We start from the raw sequence: 18,815 nt of genomic DNA, 5'->3' as shown, positions 1-18,815 counted from the left end.
AACAAATCTGCCATGGCAAAAAAAAGAAGAGTAGAACTGGTAGTGATATCAGATGTGCATTTAGGTACTTATGGCTGCCACGCAACCGAACTTCTGCGATACCTGAAAAGCATTAAGCCCAGAACGCTCGTCCTGAACGGAGACATTATAGACATCTGGCAGTTTAACAAAAGTTACTGGCCGACAGCCCACATGAAGGTTGTAAAGCACCTGCTCAGCCTCATGACCAAAGGAACCCGCATATACTACGTAACTGGCAACCACGACGAAATGCTACGGAAATTCGTCGGTTTCAAAATGAGTTCTTTCCAGATCGTGAACAAGCTGGTGCTGAACCTCGACGGCAAGTCAGCCTGGATTTTTCATGGCGATGTGTTCGATGTAACCATGCAGCACTCCAAGTGGCTGGCCAAACTCGGGGCCGAGGGTTACGACCTGCTCATACTGCTGAACCGGTTTGTCAATTTCTGCTGCCGCAAGCTTAACCGTGAGAAAGTATACTTATCGCGCAACATTAAAAACAGGGTTAAATCGGCGGTTAAGTTTATAAACAACTTCGAGAAAACAGCCTCCGATATTGCCATCTCCAACGCTTTCGATTACGTTGTGTGTGGCCATATTCATCATCCGGAAATAAAAGATATTGTCACGTCAGAAGGCAAAGTTACCTACCTGAACTCCGGCGACTGGATCGAGAACCTTACCTCGCTGGAGTACCAGGAGGGGGAGTGGAAGTTATATAAGTTCCAGGAGGACCAGCGGATGCAACAACTGGAGGAAGAAGATACGGCAGAGCATCAGGTAGAAACAAACCTCGAACTTTTTGAGCGTTTAATGGTGGAGTTTAACCTCAAATCTGCTTAAAGTAACTATTGTTCTTTTAACATCAGGTGGTTTGTTTTACCTGAGCACTTTGTTTCCGGTAGGCTGCCAGTAAGGGAGCCAAATACAAGGTTGGAATCATGATAAAAAGGACCATAGCGGTACCTACCGGGTAAAAATAAAAGTTGTTGGTGAGCTTAACCGGGTAAACAGTATTCAGGTTCGTAATAAGCGGCTTAAAGAAAAGCACCAACAGAATGTGTAACGAAAACACCTGTAGCGAATGCCTGCCCAGGTAGCACACTGCTTTTGCCTGAAACCAGCTTTTAAAACGAGTGGCCAGGTGCGAAAGAATAACCACGAGTGCCGCAAAGTTTAACAGTCTGAGCGGCCGTAGGTGCCCACGCTCAGTCCAGAACTCCAGGTTAATGCCTTCGAGCGATATATAAAAAAAATTGATGAAGAAAAGCGGAAAGCAAACCAGCAAAGACAGGTACAGCAGGGGCTTGCTCTTCCGGATCGGCTCTGTTTTTTGGTAGAAAATAAGATGCCCGACAAATAGCCCTCCTGTGAACAGGAACTGCCAGCACAGCAAGTTAAAGTACCCCGATAGCAGCGGAGAATTGGTTAAAAAGGAATCTGTTGCAGGTATTATAATACCAAAGGTACCCTCCAGGTAAACCAGGAACGAAAGTGCTAACACCTGCCAATGAAACCTTTCCCTGTATAAGCGCAGTATGTACGGCGTGAGTAACATAAACAGCACGTACATTGGCAGTATATCGAGCAGGAAAGGCTGATAAACCAGAAGACCGCCCAGGAGCAACGTCTGTAACGGAAGTTCCAGTATAGCGGCATATTCGCCTTCCCAATACTGAAACGATGCCTGCTCCGAAACTAGAAATACCCAGGCCAGCAAAAACAACAGGAAGTGGTGCCTGTAAATGTGCCAGGCCTTTTTACGTGTTGCCGAAACGACAGAAGCTATTCCAGCCTTACTCAATTTAGAAGTGTATATTAACCCCACCGTTAACCCCGACAAAAACACAAAGCCTTCTGCAGCAGAAACAGGTCCTACAAACTCAAAAGTGAACTTTTTCAGGAGATTGTCAGAATCCATGAAATGATCTACAGTAATAATAAGTAGCAATAGTCCTTTGAAAAAATCAATCTGGTGGTTTCGTTTCATAGGAAATGTATTCTTTTAAAGATGCAGGCCTAAAAAAATATACCTGAAAACCATTAGAACGCTCTCGCTACACCGGGGTTGGCCTTCTAAAGAGACATAACAAAACCTTAATATTAAGAACAGGTAGAATGGCTTAAATAAGACAAAAACAAGATTTAATTTAGCAGCTTCTGCAGCACTTGCTTATAATCTTATCTCTGTTATCCTTTTATATAGTTGCCTTCTGGCTTAGGTGAATGGTTGCCATAAATTGTTTTACTTAAACATAATGATCTGATCATGATGAGGTAAAAGGAGAGTGTGAATTTTGGCTCCGGAAGTACCGAAAGGCTTTTACGGAAGCAAACCGATAGTTCCGCCTCTGGCTATACCCCTATAATGATGCTTCACAAAATCAGGTCTGATCATTGAGAATTCTATACGCCATTCAGGGTACCGGCAACGGGCACCTGACCCGTGCCCTCGACATAATACCTGTGCTGCAGAAATATGGCACCCTCGATCTGCTTGTTAGCGGTTGTCAGGTAGATCTTGCTTTGCCATACCCGGTTAAATACAGGTTGCGAGGCCTCAGCTTTATATTCGGCAAGAACGGTGGAGTAGATTTTTACAAGACCTTTGCCCAGGTTAACTCCAGAAGCTTTTTCAGGGAGATGAAGTTGTTGCAGGTGCAGGAATATGATTTGGTTATTTCAGATTTTGAGCCAATATCGGCCTGGGCGTGTACCTGGGCTAAAAAGGCATGTATTGGCTTAAGCAACCAGGTGGCAGTGCTAAGCCCGCATGTACCGCAACCTCTCGAAAACGATATGTTGGGGAAACTTATACTTCGGAACTATGCGCCTACTACCGCGCATTACGGCTTTCATTTTGCCCGCTTTCACGATAGCATTTACACGCCCATTATCCGGAAGGAGGTTCGCCAAATACCGGTGACGAACCAGGGGCATTATACGGTGTACCTGCCTGCGCACGAAGACCATAAAATCGTGAACCGGCTCACGCAACTGAAGCGGGTAGAGTGGCAGGTTTTTTCGAAGCACAACAAGCAGGAGTTCAGGCTAGATAATGTTTGGGTGCGGCCTGTGCAGCAGGAGGCATTTCTGCAGAGCATGGCATCTGCTTCGGGTGTACTGTGTGCAGCAGGTTTCGGAACTCCCTCCGAAGTGCTTTACCTGCAGAAAAAGCTGATGGTGGTGCCCATGAAAAACCAGTTTGAGCAGGTCTGCAATGCTGCCGTGCTGCAGCACATGGGCATACCTACCATCAAAAGTTTAAAGAAAAAGCACCTGCCCGCCCTGCACCAGTGGCTGGCAGAAGGGCAGACAGTGCCTGTACATTACCCCGATGAGACAGAGGCACTGGTGGAGCGCATTATACTGGAAAATACATAGCGCAGAAATAGTTCTTAAACCGGCTTCGGTTGCAGCACCGGACAGCAGGTGCTGCTGGCACGAAATAATTTTTTAACCAATAAACAAATACTAGTTGACTAGAGACGCGTTTGGCAACGACTTCTGTTGGGGAGTATCTACGGCAGCCTACCAAATAGAAGGAGCACATGAAGCTGAGGGGAAAGGAGCTTCGATCTGGGATGTATTTTCGGGCACAAAAGGCAAAGTAAAGCTGAACCACAACGGCAACCTGGCCTGCGATTTTTTTAACCGGTACCCCGATGATCTGGAACTGATGCAGCAAATGCATATCCCGAATTTCAGGTTTTCGCTCTCGTGGCCGCGGCTCCTGCCCCAGGGGTTTGGCAGGCCAAACAAAGCCGGCTTAGCCTACTACAACCGCCTGATTGACCATTGCCTGGAACTCGGCATTACGCCCTGGGTTACGCTTTACCACTGGGACCTGCCGCACGCCCTGGAGAAGCAGGGCGGCTGGACCAACCGTGCTGTGCTGGACTGGTTCGAAGAATACACAACCTTGTGCGTAAACCAATTTGGTGACAGAGTTAACCACTGGATGGTGCTAAATGAGCCGATGGTGTTTACAGGGGCAGGCTATTTTTTAGGCGTGCATGCTCCCGGCCGGAGAGGGTTTGGGTCGTTTGTGCCAGCGGTGCATCATGCAGCCCTTTGCCAGGCCATAGGCGGGCGCACCATCAGGCGTTTGCAACCGGAGGCAACCATTGGCACCACCTTTTCCTGCTCCTACATCACTCCTTACAGGCCAGAGGAGAAAGATGCTCGCACTGTTCGCCGTGTAGATGCCCTGCTAAACCGCCTGTTCCTGGAGCCGGCGTTAGGTTTGGGCTACCCCCTCGATGACCTGAAGTTTATGCGGCGAATCGAAAAATACATGAAACCTGGCGACGAAGATCTCCTGCCCTTCGAGTTCGATTTTATTGGTGTGCAGAACTATACCCGCGAAGTTGTAAAACATTCGTTCTGGACCCCATTTCTGCAAGCCAACCTGGTGCCGGCACGCAAACGAAACGTGCCCTACACGCTCATGAACTGGGAAGTGTACCCCGAAAGTATTTACCACATGCTGCACCAATTTAGCCAGTACGCCAACATCCCGAAACTCATTGTAACCGAAAATGGGGCCGCCTTCCCTGATCAGGTTCTGGATGGGAAGGTACACGACCCGCAGCGGGTTGCTTTTCTGCAGCAATACCTGCAGCAGGTACATCGGGCTAAGGCAGAAGGAGTTAAGGTAAGTGGTTATTTTGTATGGTCGTTTGTGGATAATTTTGAGTGGGCAGAAGGCTACGATCCACGTTTCGGGCTGGTGCATGTAGATTACGAAACCCTGCAGCGCACCATTAAAAGCTCCGGTTACTGGTACCGCGATTTTCTGCAGGGCAAGGCAACATTATAAACATCAACCCTTGACCTGAAAAAGGTCAGAATAGGTTTGGAAGGGTAATTTCATTAGAATAATTAATTTGACCCGAGTCGTGCGGTAGACGCTAATTCTTCGGCTCTAATTTCACTGCCACACTTTTTGTCATTGGGCAGGGATCTTGTGGACGAGTAGCATCAGCAAAGGCTACTGGGAGTTGGGTTCTAAGTCGCATAGTTGCTGTTCTCTCTTTAATTTTATGCTGAACGCTCAGAAAGTATATTTTAAAGCTGTGCACTGGCTGCCTTTTCTGCCCTGTTGTTACCTGCCGCAATACGTACTACTGCAACAACTACTTGGTTTACTTTTAAGTCTGTACCTGCGCTAGGGGCAGACTTCCGATGAACTCTGGAAGCACCTCTAAATTATTCAAATGAAAATGGCCTTCAGAACCGTTTTTGTCAATTATTAGCCAAGGGTTTCTTCAGAGTTACTGCTGGTGTAGCGTTCCAGCAAACGAGCAGTGGTAGCAGGAAGCGTGGTAACATCCATCACCATAAATCCATCTAAAGAATTAGAAAATTTGGGGTCTATATTGAAGCCGATGATGCGGGCGTTTTGCTGCAGGTATTTTTTTAGCAGTACCGGCAATGTTCTCTGTTTAGGATCGAGGTACGAAACGAGCTTCTCCAGCGAATCGATGGAAGAAACGTTTTGGTTCAGAACTGTTTCGTAATGCTCTTTCGAAAAGCGATAGCGGAATTTTTTACGCGCCTGCACCAGCGCTGCCAGCTCCAGGTCGTAGTAGTGCGTGGTTATAAAATCGACCATCAGCATTTTAGACATAGATGAAAACTGATCGCTGATGCTGACCGAACCTATTAAATAGCGGTAACTGAGTTTATTTTCGAGGTAGGTGGCAATGCCTTTCCAGAGCAGGAGCAGGGGCAGAGGCTGGCGCTGGTACTCCTGGCGCACAAAGGCGCGGCCTAGCTCCAGCGAGTTTTTTAGCGTTGGCACAAACCCTTTCTTCATTTTAAAAAGTGAGTGCAGGTAAAACCCTTTCTTCCCGAACTTTTTGAGTATAAACTTGCCTTTGCCAAGCCGGTAAGCACCCACCAGTTTGCGGGCTTTCTGGTCGTAAAGGAACAGGTGGTGGTAATACCGGTCATATTCGTCGAGGTCTATGGCCAGGTTAGTGCCTTCGCCTGCTGCCCGAAAAGTTAATTCCCGTAGCCGACCTATTTCGTTAACCACGTGCGGTACTTCCTGCTGCACCGCCATATAAACCTCCAGGTGCTTGTATTGTACTAATTTGGCAGAAGGCCGGAGGTTGGAAATTTCCTGGTACAGCAGCTCCTGGTCTGTTTCGGCTACAACTGGTGCTGGCTGCACAGTAGAGCTTAGCCGCTGCAAAATCTCTTTTTCCTCATCCCGCAGGCATGCGCCGAGGGCATAGGTTTTGGCGCGAAGGTAGGGCAGGAGTTGCGTTGGCGAGAGGGCCTGAATTTCTTTTCCGTAGATTGGTTTCCCTATTCGAACCAGTACTTTCTGGCCCTGTTTGTTCAGCAACTGAGCCGGAAGTTGTGCAGTGCGTAGCAAGGGGTGCAGCAGGCCTGCCAGGCTAAAGGTAAGGCCATTGTGGCCGCTGAAGTAAACTGGTAGCACAGGCACCTTCGCCAGTTGTACCAATTTACCCACTGACGGGTGCCAGGCCGGGTCTGAGACAGCAGAAGTCTGCCAATGAAAGCTGGATACCTCCCCGGCAGGAAAAATACCTACAGGCATATCGTTGTGGAGTTGGCGGAGAGCCGTACGCACACCACTGAAACTGCTTTTTTTTGTATCCTGCATGGCGTTAACCGGAAGCAGCACGTCCAGCAGGTTGGGTACTTGCTGGAGCAGGTGGTTGGCCATCAGTTTAAAGTCAGGGCGTGCAGTACCCAGGAGCTTCAGCATAAGTAGGCCATCTAAGGCACCATACGGGTGGTTAGCTACTGCTATAAAGGCACCTGTTGCCGGAATATGCTGCAGGTCCTGCGGATGGATCTCTACCTGAATAGAAAGCCGTTTCAAAATTTCCTCTACAAAAGTGAAACCATCGAGGGTATGGGCGGATGCATACAACTCATTCAGGCTCTTTATCTGGAGCACCTGCATAAGCCACGGCGACAGAAACGACACTTTGAATTTGTCGAGGGCTGCGGCAGCCGATACTTGATTTTTACTGATGATCTCAATCATGGGCACAAAGGTAAACAAGCTATTTTCTGGCCTGAAGTTACAGCTGTAGTATGATGAGGAAATTATGACAGTATTATGATTGCGTTAAGCAAGATAGTCTGGAGGAACCGTAAAAATACTATCCTGAGCCGATGAGGCTATTACCAGAAGCAGGATGTGGTACAACTGGTGTTACAGCAGGTAGCGCAGAAAGGTAAAGCGTACGGTGCAACTTCCGGGAAGGAGGTCGAAGTACTTTACATTAAAATTGGGAAAGCCCAATAAATCTGGACAGGATTACTCCTAAAACAAAGCGCCTTCCGGTCTTTTAGAAGGAACAGAAGGCACAAATGTTGCAAACAGGTGCACGACAAACCATAGCTTTTCAGCTACTATAAATACAGGTGGTAATCTTCGTCCTGCAGGTCGATGCTAAGGTTTGTAGGTACCATAAGATTTTTAAGTAAAAAGCCTAAAGTGGTGCCCAGTACCAGAAAGGAGGAGATGGTAGATATCTTTTTCATGATCATTACAGCTTAAGGAGGTGATATATTTCCTTAACGCTGAAATGAGAAAATAGTTCCTAACGTTAGTTAGTTTTTTGTAAAAATAATATAAATTTTTTATGGACATCGTGCTATCAGAAAATTGGACCGAAATACAGTCATTTTTCTGATAGCACGATGTCTGTTTTTAGCCTTACATGTTGCGACGATATTGGCCGCCCACAGCAAAAAGGGCATTGGTTATCTGACCTAAAGAACAGAATTTGCTTGTCTCCATCAGCTGCTCAAATACATTGCCATTCTGAATAGCTACCTGCTGCAGTTTCCGGAGCTGCTCCTGCGCTTTTTCGGCGTGCCGCTGGTGCAGGTTCTGCACGGTTTTTATCTGGTACTGCTTCTCTTCTTCTGTAGCCCGTATCACTTCTTTCGGAATAACAGTTGGAGATCCCTGCGACGACAGGAAGGTGTTCACGCCAATAATCGGGTAGTCGCCGTTATGTTTCAGCGTTTCGTAATACAGGCTTTCTTCCTGAATTTTGCCGCGCTGGTACATGGTTTCCATGGCACCTAATACACCGCCACGCTCTGTTATCCGGTCGAACTCCAGCAACACGGCCTGCTCTACCAGGTCGGTCAGTTCTTCAATAATGAAGGAACCCTGCAGCGGGTTTTCATTCTTTGCAAGCCCAAGCTCCCGGTTAATGATCAACTGAATGGCCATGGCTCTGCGTACCGATGCCTCAGTAGGAGTGGTAATGGCCTCGTCGTAAGCATTGGTGTGGAGCGAGTTGCAGTTGTCGTAGATGGCGTACAGGGCCTGCAGGGTAGTGCGGATGTCGTTAAAGTCTATCTCCTGTGCGTGCAGCGAGCGACCCGATGTCTGGATGTGGTACTTGAGCATCTGCGAGCGGGCATCGGCACCGTACTTGTGTTTCATGGCCTTGGCCCAGATACGCCGTGCCACTCTGCCTATAACAGCATACTCCGGATCAATACCGTTGGAGAAGAAGAAGCTAAGGTTCGGCGCAAATTTGTTGATGTCCATGCCCCGGCTGGCGTAATATTCTACAAAAGTAAAACCGTTAGCAAGGGTAAAGGCCAGCTGCGTAATAGGGTTAGCGCCAGCCTCTGCTATGTGGTAACCCGAAATGGAAACCGAGTAGAAATTACGCACCTTGTGGTCGATGAAGTACTGCTGCACATCGCCCATGAGCCGTAGTGAAAACTCCGTGGAGAAAATGCAGGTGTTCTGCGCCTGGTCCTCCTTCAGAATGTCGGCTTGCACGGTACCACGAACAGATGCCAGCGTACGTTCTTTTATGGGTGCATATACCTCTGCCGGCAGCACCTGGTCGCCGGTAACTCCGAGCAGCATCAGGCCCAAACCGTCGTTGCCCTGGGGCAGCGGACCCTGGTAATGTGGTCGTTCTTCGCCTTTTTCCTTAAAAATAGCGTCGATCTTCGTGTCAATCTCTTCTTCCAGCCCGTTTTCTTTGATATACAGTTCGCACTGCTGGTCGATGGCCGCATTCATGAAAAAGCCGGATAGAATAGCTGCCGGCCCGTTTATGGTCATCGATACCGAGGTCATGGGGTGGGAGAGGTTAAAGCCGGAATAGAGCTTTTTGGCATCGTCGAGGCAGCAGATGCTAACGCCGGAGTTACCGATCTTGCCATAGATGTCGGGCCTGAAATCGGGGTCTTCGCCATAGAGCGTAACGGAGTCGAAAGCCGTGGAAAGGCGCTTGGCTGGCATGCCGAGGCTAACGTAGTGGAAGCGGCGATTGGTACGCTCCGGTCCACCTTCACCGGCAAACATACGGGTCGGGTCTTCTCCTTCGCGCTTGAAAGGAAATACACCAGCTGTGTAAGGAAATTCGCCCGGCACGTTTTCCTGCAGGTTCCACTTCAGGAGGTCGCCCCAGGCCTCGTAGCGCGGCATGGCTATTTTCGGAATGTCGAGCTGCGAAAGTGATTTGCTGTGGGTTTTTATCTTCAGCTCCTTGTCGCGCACTTTAAAAATGTAGAACTCATCTTTGTAAGCCTGCACCTTCTGCTTCCAGTTTTCCAGTATGCGTTTGTTTTGCCCGTCGAGTTGCAGTTCCTGTTCGGCATATGCCTGCTCCAGCTGCTTCACCAGCCTGTCTTTGTCTTCTATCTCCAGCCCCTGCACCGCCTCCATAGATTTCCGGATGCCATACAATTTCTGTGCTGTTTCGGCTTGTTCGCTGCTCCATTTGTCGTAGTTGCGAATGGTCTCGGCAATTTCGGAAAGGTAACGGGTGCGGCTCGGCGGTATAATGAATACTTTCTCCGACATCTCATCCGTCACATCCAGATTAGAGTCGAATGCGATGCCTGTTTTTTCGGAAACCTTCGCCATTACGGCTTTGTACAGCTGGTTCATGCCCGGGTCGTTGAACTGCGAGGCAATGGTGCCAAACACCGGTAGCTGCGCATCCTCTACATCCCAGAGCTGGTGGTTGCGCTTATATTGTTTCTTTACATCGCGCAGGGCATCCAGGGCACCGCGTTTGTCGAATTTATTCAGGGCAATAATATCGGCAAAGTCGAGCATATCTATTTTCTCGAGTTGCGTGGCGGCTCCGTACTCTGGCGTCATCACGTACAGGCTCGTGTCAGAGTGCTCCACAATCTCGGTGTCGGACTGGCCAATGCCGGAAGTTTCCAGTATGATGAGGTCGAAGCGGGCTGCTTTTACAATGTCAACGGCATCCTGCACATATTTGCTCAGGGCCAGGTTGCTTTGGCGTGTGGCAAGCGAGCGCATGTATACACGGTCGTTCGAGATGGCGTTCATCCGGATTCTGTCGCCGAGCAAGGCACCACCTGTTTTGCGTTTAGAGGGGTCCACCGATATAATGGCAATTTTCTTTTCAGGAAAATCGAGGAGGAAGCGGCGCACCAGTTCATCTACCAACGATGATTTTCCGGCTCCACCTGTACCGGTTATACCCAGCACCGGCGTTGTTCCTGCATCTATAGCAGCTGTGCCACCTGCAGTTGCCCGACTGATGAGTTGCTGCTTTATGTTGGCAAATTCTTCAGGATAATTTTCGGCTGCGGAAATTAAACGCGCTATCGATTTTGCATCTTTCTCCTGCAGGTGCTGCACTTCGCCGTTCAGGTTCTGGCCTGTCGGGAAATCGCATTTGCTGAGCATGTCGTTGATCATGCCTTGCAGGCCCATCGCGCGGCCATCGTCGGGAGAGTAGATGCGGGCAATGCCGTAAGCGTGCAATTCCTCTATCTCGGTAGGCAGAATAACACCGCCGCCACCGCCAAAAATCCGGATATGGCCACAGCCCTGCTCCTGCAGCAGGTCGTACATGTATTTAAAGTACTCCAGGTGGCCGCCCTGGTAGGAGGTGATGGCAATCGCCTGCACATCTTCCTGAATGGCACAATCCACAATTTCCTGCACCGAGCGGTTGTGGCCCAGGTGAATTACCTCTGCACCAGAGGCCTGGATAATACGCCGCATGATGTTAATAGAGGCATCGTGCCCATCAAAAAGAGAGGCGGCTGTTACGAGCCGGATATGGTGAACGGGTTTGTAGATTTCAGTCTGAGGCGCTTGCATAGTTGGTGTAGGTATGTGCTGTTTTTATAACGTACAAATGTAAGTAAAAAGGTCCGATCTTCGGGTTGGTGCTGCAATTTTTGCATTTGCAGGTGGTGCCGGAGCTGCTTTTTTAGGAAATTAACAAAATTTAACCGATACGAAAAGCTCTTAGCTAGTTAACATGAGAAGGTTCTGTTCTTAACGCAGAAAGTACGGCGCTGTGGTTAATTGGGGTGCTGTTCTGTAGAGAGACCGAAACTGTTTTTACAAGGCAATGCTGTCAATAAAAAATTAGAAAGAAAAGGCAGAATAGCCTCACTGAGTTAAATGGAATTGGAGTGACGGTTTACGCGAGTTGAAAACTCGTTCCATTTAAAACCACGAGCTGAAAGCTCGCGGGAGCAATGATTTTTTCAATAGATATAAGGTAATTATCTTTTAAAGACATGCCTCTAATTATTCGAGTTATTCGAATGAAAATACCCTTCAGAAGCAATTTGTATCTGTAAAAGGTCAAGGGTAAAGGTAAGGCCCTTGGCTAAAATACCGCATAAAACCTTTGGAAGGTGTTTTTCATTAGAATAATTCATCCTTACCCCAAACCTGCCTCGCGGGCTAACACGACCATTTCGGCTACGTTGTTGGTGCCCAGTTTGCGTTGTATGTTTTTGCGGTGAGTTTCAACGGTATGGTAACTCAGGAATAATTGTTCTGCTATAGCGCGCGTGCTCATGCCCATGCAGATCATGTTAAGTACCTGTACCTCACGTTTGCGCAGGTTCTTTATCAGGAGTTTGTTCTTGTTTTTTAAGTTATCTTTCAGCGCTGCCACCAGCTGTTCCTCTGTATCCATTCTGGAGCTGAGGTCCACATCCACGCACAGTATGTCTTTTACTTCGCCGTTTTCTTTTCTGCTGAAAGATTTGGCCCAGCCGGTGTACCACTTATACTCTTGCTCCTGCTTGTGCCTCGCCCTGAAAATGCCGCCATACTCAGCACCCGAAAAATGCCGGTAGTGCGCAAGGCTGTTTTCCGGAACGGTCTGGTCGTCGGGGTGCACAATCTCCTTCAGGTAATTAAAACCACCCATCTCGATAATTTCTGACAGGCTGTACCCAAGTGTTTCTTCGTTGGTGCGGTTACACCACACTACGCCTTCATCTAGATCCGAAATGTAAATATTGGCAGGTAACTCATGAACAACTCTTTCCAGAAAAGAGCATTTTTCTTTTGTTTGTGCCAGCTCCTCTTCTAAATCTTTGATTCTCTGTTGTAACTTGCTCTCGAGGTCGTTATCTGCCATGAGTGTCTGTTAAAGTAATGGCACTTTAAGCGCCCTAAAATTTCTGTAAATCTTTGGGTGTGTGGAAATAGTGGTTTTTACTTATAAAATTAGAAATAAATGTACAGATGTCAATACACGCAACTTAAATAAAATGATATATAATATGACTTTGATATTGTGGCTTTTAGTTTAACTGGTTGATTTGTAATATTTTAAAGCGATGAGTTTAGTGGTGTTATACCCTTGTATTAAAGTTGGCCTATTTGCTTTTGGAGGGTCTTTTCATTTGAATAATCTGCTGGCAGGCTTTTACGGAGACAGGTGTTGCTGGAGTATCGGCGAAGTAGCGGGTGCCTCCCGAAATTTTATGCCAGTTGCCGGTGGCAAATTTTAACGTTCGCTTAATAAAACGATTTGAGCAGAATATTCTTAACTTTGTTTCCGTATTGATACTATATGAAGAACATCCGTAATTTCTGCATTATTGCCCACATCGACCACGGCAAAAGTACGCTGGCTGACCGATTGCTGGAGTTTACTCAAACTGTGGCGGAGCGTGAGATGCAGCACCAATTGCTCGACAACATGGACCTGGAACGTGAGCGCGGCATTACTATAAAGAGCCACGCCATCCAGATGAACTACCGCTATAAAGGCGAAGACTATGTACTGAACCTGATCGACACGCCCGGCCACGTAGACTTTTCGTACGAAGTGTCGCGTTCTATTGCGGCCTGTGAGGGTGCGCTTCTGATCGTGGACTCATCGCAGGGGATTGAGGCCCAGACTATTTCGAACCTGTACCTGGCCATTGGTAACGACCTCGAAATAATTCCGGTGCTGAACAAGATCGACCTGCCGCACGCTATGCCGGAGGAGGTGTCGGACCAGATTATTGAGCTGATCGGCTGCGATGTAGACGATATTATACATGCTTCGGGTAAGTCAGGCATCGGTATAGAAGAAATTCTGAACGCCATCTGCGACCGAATTTCTGCTCCCAAAGGCGACCCTGCCGCACCACTGCAAGCCCTCATATTCGACTCCGTGTTTAACTCTTATCGCGGTATAGAAGTTTACTTCAGGATTTTTAACGGCACGCTTAAGAAAGGGGAGAAGGTGAAGTTCATTAACACCGGCAAAACCTACGAGGCCGACGAAATTGGCGTACTGAAACTGAACCAGGAAGAACGGAAGGAGATGGGTGCCGGTAACGTGGGCTACCTCATCTCGGGCATTAAAAACGCGAAAGAAGTAAAAGTAGGCGATACCATTACCCACGTTGAGAAGCCGGGACAGTCCATTCAGGGTTTCGAGGATGTGAAGCCGATGGTATTTGCCGGTATTTACCCCGTAGAAACAAGCGAATACGAAGAACTGCGCTCCTCTATGGAGAAGCTGCAACTGAACGATGCCTCGCTCGTGTGGGAGCCGGAAACATCGGCTGCACTTGGCTTCGGTTTCCGTTGTGGGTTCCTGGGCATGCTGCACATGGAAATTGTACAGGAGCGCCTGGAACGCGAGTTCGACATGACGGTAATTACGACCGTGCCGTCGGTGCAGTTCCATGCTTACACCACCAAAAGCGATATGATTAAGGTAAACGCACCGTCTGAAATGCCGGAGCCGAACTACATCGATCATATTGAGGAGCCCTTTATTAAAGCCCAGATCATTACCAAATCAGAATTTGTTGGTCCAATTATTACACTTTGCATGGATAAGCGCGGTATTCTGAAAAACCAGACGTACCTGACAAGCGACCGGGTAGAGATGACTTTTGAAATGCCTTTGGCTGAAATCGTGTTCGACTTTTTTGATAAGCTGAAAACCATTTCGCGCGGATATGCCTCCCTCGATTACGAACTCATCGGGTTCCGCACCTCCAATATGGTGAAACTGGACGTAATGCTGAACAGCGAGAAAGTAGATGCCCTTTCAGCTATTGTGCACCGCGATAAAGCCTACGACTGGGGCAAGCGCCTCTGCGAAAAGCTACGCGAGCTGCTGCCACGTCAGATGTTCGAGATCGCTATTCAGGCCGCCATCGGGCAGAAGATTATTGCCCGCGAAACTGTGAAAGCCATGCGTAAAAACGTATTAGCCAAGTGCTACGGCGGTGACATTTCGCGTAAGCGAAAGCTCCTTGAGAAACAGAAAAAAGGTAAAAAGCGCATGCGCCAGGTTGGCAACGTAGAAATTCCGCAAGAAGCCTTCTTAGCTGTGCTCAAACTGGATTAATAGCAAAACAAGCCCTAACATGTCCGCATGTTGGGGCTTGTGGTTTAGGATATATTTGGGAGATACTAATGCCGGGCATAAATTTATTACTCTATGTATTATTAATAATTTTCGTGCAAACTATAAGTCTGTTTACTTACACTAGCCTTATGGAAAGTGATGGAGAAATGATTGTAGTTGTTATGTTGATATTTTTGTTGCCTGCAATTTTGTATAACGGGTTTTCAGCCCTTCCAGCGTTATTAAATAATCAGAATCGGATAAATAAATTCTTTTTACTTTTTGTACCCTTTGCTGTAGGTCTCTACTGGAACGAAAACCAAGGATTTGGGGAACAAGGGATTTTCAGAATGATTTTAGTAACATCATTTTCAATAAACTGCCTCTGCTTTATTGGATTTAAGCAGGCTTTTAATAAAAATACATTTAAAACTCTTAACTCTTAACTAACAACATGACCCTGCTCGACGGTAAAAAAACTTCTGAAGCCATACAAAACGAAATAGCTGCTGAGGTAGCTGATATAAAGGCCAAAGGCGGCAAAGTGCCTCATCTGGCTGCTATTCTGGTAGGAAACGATGGCGGCTCTGTTACTTATGTTAACAACAAAGTGCTGGCTTGCGAGCGTGTCGGTTTCGAATCGTCGCTGTTCCGATACGAAGACACCATTACAGAAGTGGAGTTGTTAAACAAGATAGGGGAACTGAACGAAGACCCTGCTATTGACGGTTTTATAGTGCAGCTGCCCCTGCCAAAGCACATCGATGCGGAGAAGGTGCTGGAGGCCGTAAACCCCATGAAAGATGTGGACGGTTTCCATCCGACGAATGTGGGCCGTATGGTGGCGGGCTTGCCTGCTTACCTGCCTGCCACGCCTGCCGGCATCCTGCAGTTGCTGGAGCGTTACCAGATCGAAACATCCGGCAAGCATTGCGTTGTAATTGGCCGCAGCAACATTGTAGGCTCACCCATGAGCATCCTGATGGCGAAAAGCGCTTACCCTGGCAACTGCACCGTTACCGTTTGCCATAGCCGCACCGTCGATCTGCCCTCTTATACCCGCCAGGCCGATATTGTTATTGCCGCCATCGGCAAACCTGAGTTTGTAACAGCCGATATGGTAAAAGAAGGTGCCGTGGTGATTGATGTCGGTACTACCCGCGTTACAGACGAGAGCCGTAAATCTGGTTTCAGACTAAAAGGCGATGTGAATTTTGAGGAAGTGGCTCCGAAGTGTAGCTACATTACGCCAGTGCCAGGTGGTGTTGGTCCTCTCACGATCGCTATGCTGCTGAAGAATACTTTAAAAGCTGCTAAAAAAGAGGTATACGCCTAAATTAAATCGTTGCTATTCCTAACCCTCAGGCGTGGTAGCAGCCATTACATTGAATAAAGCCTCCCGAATTCCAACGGATTCGGGAGGCTTTTTAATTATACCCTTGAAGCAAAATGTGTAAAAAAGCGTTGGAAGGGTGTTTTTATTTGAATAATTTCTATAAAACGTTTTAAAGCTCTAATACGAAACTACACCAAATTTTCATCCAGCGCCTTTCTGACTAATTCTACGGCATTCTTTACCATGAGGCGCTTCATCATGCTGGCCCGGTGGTTATCGACGGTTCTGACGCTGAGATTCAGTTTTTCGGCTATTTCGCGGCTGTTCGAGCCATCTACAATAAACTTCAGAATCGCTTTTTCCTGTTTCGAGAGCTTCGACTTTTTAGAGGCAGATTTTTCGGTATCGTTTACCTTTTGCAGGTAAGAGGCTATAATAATGTTGGAAACCGATGGACTGTAGTACTTCTCACCACTGGCCACTGTTCGTAGTGCCCGCACCATTTCATCGCGGGTAGTGTCTTTCAGAAGGTAACCGAAGGCACCGGCCTCAACCGATTTCAGAATGTAGTCTTCGTTGTTGTGCATTGAGAGCATCAGGCATTTCGTGCCAGGGTGTTGCTTGCTAATTTGCGAAGCGGCTTCAATACCATTCATTACGGGCATGGCAATATCGATCATCAGTACATCAGGAGCCAGCTCTTTTACTTTCTCTATAGCCTCTGCACCGTCCTGCGCTTCTCCCACAATCTCTACATCTGCCAGATCTTCCAGCAACGACCTGATGCCGTTTCGCACAATGGTATGATCATCGGCCAGCAATACTTTTATTTTGTTCATGTTGTTAGTTATCATTCAGCGGAATTTTTACCTGTATCTGCGTTCCTTTTCCGGGCCGGGCCGTTATGTTTATCTGGCCATTCATCATGTCGACTCTTGCCTTCATGTTACTGATGCCGTGAGCCGGACCTGCCTGGTGTGGTTGCACCACTAGTTTATTATAATCGAAACCGCGCCCTTTATCCGCAATTTTAAGTTGAATATATTTCTTTTTACCCAGAAGTTCAACGGCTACCTCTTTCGCACCTGCATACTTCACAGCATTGTGCAGGGCCTCCTGGCACACTCTGTACAGCCCGATTTCGATATTTTTTTCGAGTCTTTCACCGTTCCAGTTGGTTTTAAAAGCTACGTGAATACCAGCATTAGCAGCCACCTGGGCAGTTAGTAATTTTAGGGCCGAAGAAATTCCGAAGTCGCTGAGCACGGCCGGCATCAGGTTAAATGAAATGGTGCGAGCCTCTGCAATCGTCTGGCTGACAAGGTTGCGCAGGTCGGCCAGGTTTTGCTGAGCTGTGGGTGTGTCTGTAACCGAGTCGCCAATTTTTTCGATGCCGAATTTAAGGGCGGTCAGCATCTGGCCCAGGCCATCGTGTATGTCGCGGGCAACGCGTTTGCGTTCTTCTTCCTGCCCCTCTACCAGGTAAGCCGACCGTAGTTTCTGTTCGCTCATTTCCTGCTGGTACTTCTGGCTAGTGGCTTCTACCAAGGCCTCTTTCGTTTCTTCCAACGATTTGTTTACATGCACCAGTTCTTCATTTACACGCTGTGTTCGCTGCTCCGACTGTATCAGAAGCCCGATGGTATGCTGAATCTGGTTAACAGCCGGCCGGAAAATAAACAGCCCCTCCAGCAGCAGTACCCCCAGGGTGCAAAACAGCAGAATCATTTCCATTTGCTGCGAATCGTGCACCCGAAGATTAGCCTCCGCATCATACTGAAACACGATCTGGTTCATGCCCTGCAGGTAAGCCCGCTCGTTGGCTAAAATTGTGTTAACGGAGCTTATATTGGCTGCAGAGGCAAGCGGAGTTCCAGCTTTGTAAGAGTCGCGAATTTGGATGGTATTAAACAGAATGGCCCTGAAATATGGATCGATTTGGGCAAACATTTCAGCAATGGTATCGCTGTTTGTAACGGGAGTGGCAACGTAGTCGAGGTAGCCATTTTTAAGCCCCTGGTGACTTTTGCTCCACAGTTCCAGGGCATCGTCGAGGTCGGCCAGGTAGGTGCTTATGTTCAGGCTGTCGGGGTGGTTGCCGAGCAGGAGCACTGTTTTACAGATCTTTTGGCTAAGCATACGTTGCCTGCCGGCTATATTTATAACCTTCGAGTCGCTGAGTTGGCTTTGCAGGGAGCGCTGCACCAGCACCTGGCCCCCAACAGAAAGCAGGGCTACAGCCGTGAGGGCCAGCAAGTAGAGCCTCGTTATTTTACGGGCAATGTTTGGGTCAGCGTTTTTGCTCCTATAGGTCATGTAGCGATATCAATGACAGAGTACAACATTCTTACTTATAATAGGGTGTATTCTTTTATGCTTTAGCAGGTAACAATATCTATTGTAATGCTGAAGCTTACCAACGTGGTGCAGGAGGTATGGCGCACCTCCTGTGTTTAAATTAATTTATCTATTACCTAGGTATTTGTACTTGTTGCTTCAATCTACTGCCAGTAAATTATTTAAATGAAAATGACCTCCAGACGCTATTTCCTTAAAAATTAGTCAAGGGTAAGAGGCTGATTAAACCTCAGCTAACTACTTGTTTTTATTCTAAACTGCAGCTTATAATTTCTGAATTTTAACACGCTTAGCTGACTAACAAAATCTATCCTGGCTGCAGCACCCGATTTTCAAGCGTTTTTAGTTCAAGCGTGGTTTTAGATTGATCAGAAGCTTTTATGTTTAAATAATAGGCGATTCTCTACTGGTATTTGTTTCGAATTAATCTGTGTGGTACTTAACCTGTTTAAAATCTACTGTTTAACTAATGA

At 47.6% G+C, this 18,815-nt stretch carries 13 protein-coding genes; 6 read left to right on the top strand and 7 right to left on the bottom strand.

Annotated elements, in window-relative coordinates; all coding sequences use genetic code 11:
- Positions 1 to 12: 12 nt before the first annotated feature.
- Entirely contained in the window at positions 13 to 864 is an 852-nt protein-coding gene (locus FVR03_RS01840; RefSeq protein WP_147920056.1) for a UDP-2,3-diacylglucosamine diphosphatase, read from the top strand.
- Between the two features lie 22 nt (positions 865 to 886).
- Here the strand turns inward: FVR03_RS01840 and opgC are convergent, their stop codons facing one another.
- Positions 887 to 2,011 carry an OpgC domain-containing protein gene (gene opgC / locus FVR03_RS01835; RefSeq protein WP_147920055.1) on the bottom strand — a complete coding sequence of 375 codons (1,125 nt, stop codon included), beginning with the start codon at positions 2,009 to 2,011 and terminating at the stop codon, positions 887 to 889.
- Positions 2,012 to 2,418: 407 nt separating this feature from the next.
- On the opposite strand from opgC, the gene FVR03_RS01830 reads away from it, so the two are divergent.
- Both FVR03_RS01830 and FVR03_RS01825 read left to right on the top strand, forming a co-directional pair.
- Positions 2,419 to 3,405: a glycosyltransferase family protein gene (locus tag FVR03_RS01830; protein WP_147920054.1), complete on the top strand. Its 987-nt coding sequence runs from the start codon at positions 2,419 to 2,421 to the stop codon at positions 3,403 to 3,405.
- Between the two features lie 94 nt (positions 3,406 to 3,499).
- A complete protein-coding gene (locus FVR03_RS01825) occupies positions 3,500 to 4,843 on the top strand; it encodes a GH1 family beta-glucosidase (protein ID WP_147920053.1) in 1,344 nt (447 codons plus the stop codon).
- Positions 4,844 to 5,275: 432 nt separating this feature from the next.
- Here the strand turns inward: FVR03_RS01825 and FVR03_RS01820 are convergent, their stop codons facing one another.
- The 4 genes from FVR03_RS01820 to FVR03_RS01810 all read right to left on the bottom strand — a co-directional run bounded on the left by FVR03_RS01820 (position 5,276) and on the right by FVR03_RS01810 (position 12,425).
- A complete protein-coding gene (locus FVR03_RS01820) occupies positions 5,276 to 7,051 on the bottom strand; it encodes a bifunctional lysophospholipid acyltransferase family protein/GNAT family N-acetyltransferase (RefSeq protein ID WP_147920052.1) in 1,776 nt (591 codons plus the stop codon).
- 371 nt (positions 7,052 to 7,422) lie between these two features.
- Complete coding sequence (locus tag FVR03_RS24880; RefSeq protein WP_255474021.1) at positions 7,423 to 7,554, bottom strand: hypothetical protein; 132 nt, start codon at positions 7,552 to 7,554, stop codon at positions 7,423 to 7,425.
- Positions 7,555 to 7,729: 175 nt separating this feature from the next.
- Complete coding sequence (locus FVR03_RS01815; RefSeq protein WP_147920051.1) at positions 7,730 to 11,140, bottom strand: methylmalonyl-CoA mutase family protein; 3,411 nt, start codon at positions 11,138 to 11,140, stop codon at positions 7,730 to 7,732.
- A gap of 574 nt (positions 11,141 to 11,714) precedes the next feature.
- Positions 11,715 to 12,425 (bottom strand): LuxR C-terminal-related transcriptional regulator, encoded by a 711-nt coding sequence (locus tag FVR03_RS01810; RefSeq protein WP_147920050.1) that lies wholly within the window; start codon positions 12,423 to 12,425, stop codon positions 11,715 to 11,717.
- 438 nt (positions 12,426 to 12,863) lie between these two features.
- Here FVR03_RS01810 and lepA point away from each other — a divergent pair, with 438 nt between their 5' ends.
- The 3 genes from lepA (at position 12,864) to folD (ending at position 15,984) form a co-directional block, all read left to right on the top strand.
- Positions 12,864 to 14,648 (top strand): translation elongation factor 4, encoded by a 1,785-nt coding sequence (gene lepA / locus FVR03_RS01805; RefSeq protein WP_147920049.1) that lies wholly within the window; start codon positions 12,864 to 12,866, stop codon positions 14,646 to 14,648.
- A 149-nt stretch (positions 14,649 to 14,797) separates the two neighbouring features.
- The gene (locus FVR03_RS01800) at positions 14,798 to 15,094 is read left to right on the top strand and encodes a hypothetical protein (protein WP_147920048.1); all 297 of its coding nucleotides are present in this window, start codon (positions 14,798 to 14,800) and stop codon (positions 15,092 to 15,094) included.
- Positions 15,095 to 15,102: 8 nt separating this feature from the next.
- Entirely contained in the window at positions 15,103 to 15,984 is an 882-nt protein-coding gene (gene folD / locus FVR03_RS01795; protein WP_147920047.1) for a bifunctional methylenetetrahydrofolate dehydrogenase/methenyltetrahydrofolate cyclohydrolase FolD, read from the top strand.
- 188 nt (positions 15,985 to 16,172) lie between these two features.
- Here the strand turns inward: folD and FVR03_RS01790 are convergent, their stop codons facing one another.
- The gene (locus tag FVR03_RS01790; RefSeq protein WP_187270005.1) at positions 16,173 to 16,823 is read right to left on the bottom strand and encodes a response regulator transcription factor; all 651 of its coding nucleotides are present in this window, start codon (positions 16,821 to 16,823) and stop codon (positions 16,173 to 16,175) included.
- Between the two features lie 4 nt (positions 16,824 to 16,827).
- Positions 16,828 to 18,300, bottom strand: coding sequence for an ATP-binding protein (locus tag FVR03_RS01785; RefSeq protein ID WP_147920046.1), 1,473 nt, complete (start codon positions 18,298 to 18,300; stop codon positions 16,828 to 16,830).
- Positions 18,301 to 18,815: the final 515 nt, after the last annotated feature.

It is taken from the genome of Pontibacter qinzhouensis (genome assembly GCF_008017455.1).
Lineage (GTDB): Bacteria > Bacteroidota > Bacteroidia > Cytophagales > Hymenobacteraceae > Pontibacter > Pontibacter qinzhouensis.
The sequence above is the reverse complement of the archived record's forward strand: the minus strand, read 5'-3'. Positions and strand labels throughout refer to the sequence as shown.

Excerpts from the sequence above, each read along its gene's own strand:
- FVR03_RS01840 (WP_147920056.1), top strand. The coding sequence starts at position 13 with ATGGCAAAAAAAAGAAGAGTAGAACTGGTAGTGATATCAGATGTGCAT.
- opgC (WP_147920055.1), bottom strand. The coding sequence starts at position 2,011 with ATGAAACGAAACCACCAGATTGATTTTTTCAAAGGACTATTGCTACTT.
- FVR03_RS01820 (WP_147920052.1), bottom strand. The coding sequence starts at position 7,051 with ATGATTGAGATCATCAGTAAAAATCAAGTATCGGCTGCCGCAGCCCTC.
- FVR03_RS24880 (WP_255474021.1), bottom strand. The coding sequence starts at position 7,554 with ATGAAAAAGATATCTACCATCTCCTCCTTTCTGGTACTGGGCACCACT.
- FVR03_RS01815 (WP_147920051.1), bottom strand. The coding sequence starts at position 11,140 with ATGCAAGCGCCTCAGACTGAAATCTACAAACCCGTTCACCATATCCGG.
- FVR03_RS01810 (WP_147920050.1), bottom strand. The coding sequence starts at position 12,425 with ATGGCAGATAACGACCTCGAGAGCAAGTTACAACAGAGAATCAAAGAT.
- lepA (WP_147920049.1), top strand. The coding sequence starts at position 12,864 with ATGAAGAACATCCGTAATTTCTGCATTATTGCCCACATCGACCACGGC.
- FVR03_RS01800 (WP_147920048.1), top strand. The coding sequence starts at position 14,798 with ATGGAAAGTGATGGAGAAATGATTGTAGTTGTTATGTTGATATTTTTG.
- folD (WP_147920047.1), top strand. The coding sequence starts at position 15,103 with ATGACCCTGCTCGACGGTAAAAAAACTTCTGAAGCCATACAAAACGAA.
- FVR03_RS01790 (WP_187270005.1), bottom strand. The coding sequence starts at position 16,823 with ATGAACAAAATAAAAGTATTGCTGGCCGATGATCATACCATTGTGCGA.
- FVR03_RS01785 (WP_147920046.1), bottom strand. The coding sequence starts at position 18,300 with ATGACCTATAGGAGCAAAAACGCTGACCCAAACATTGCCCGTAAAATA.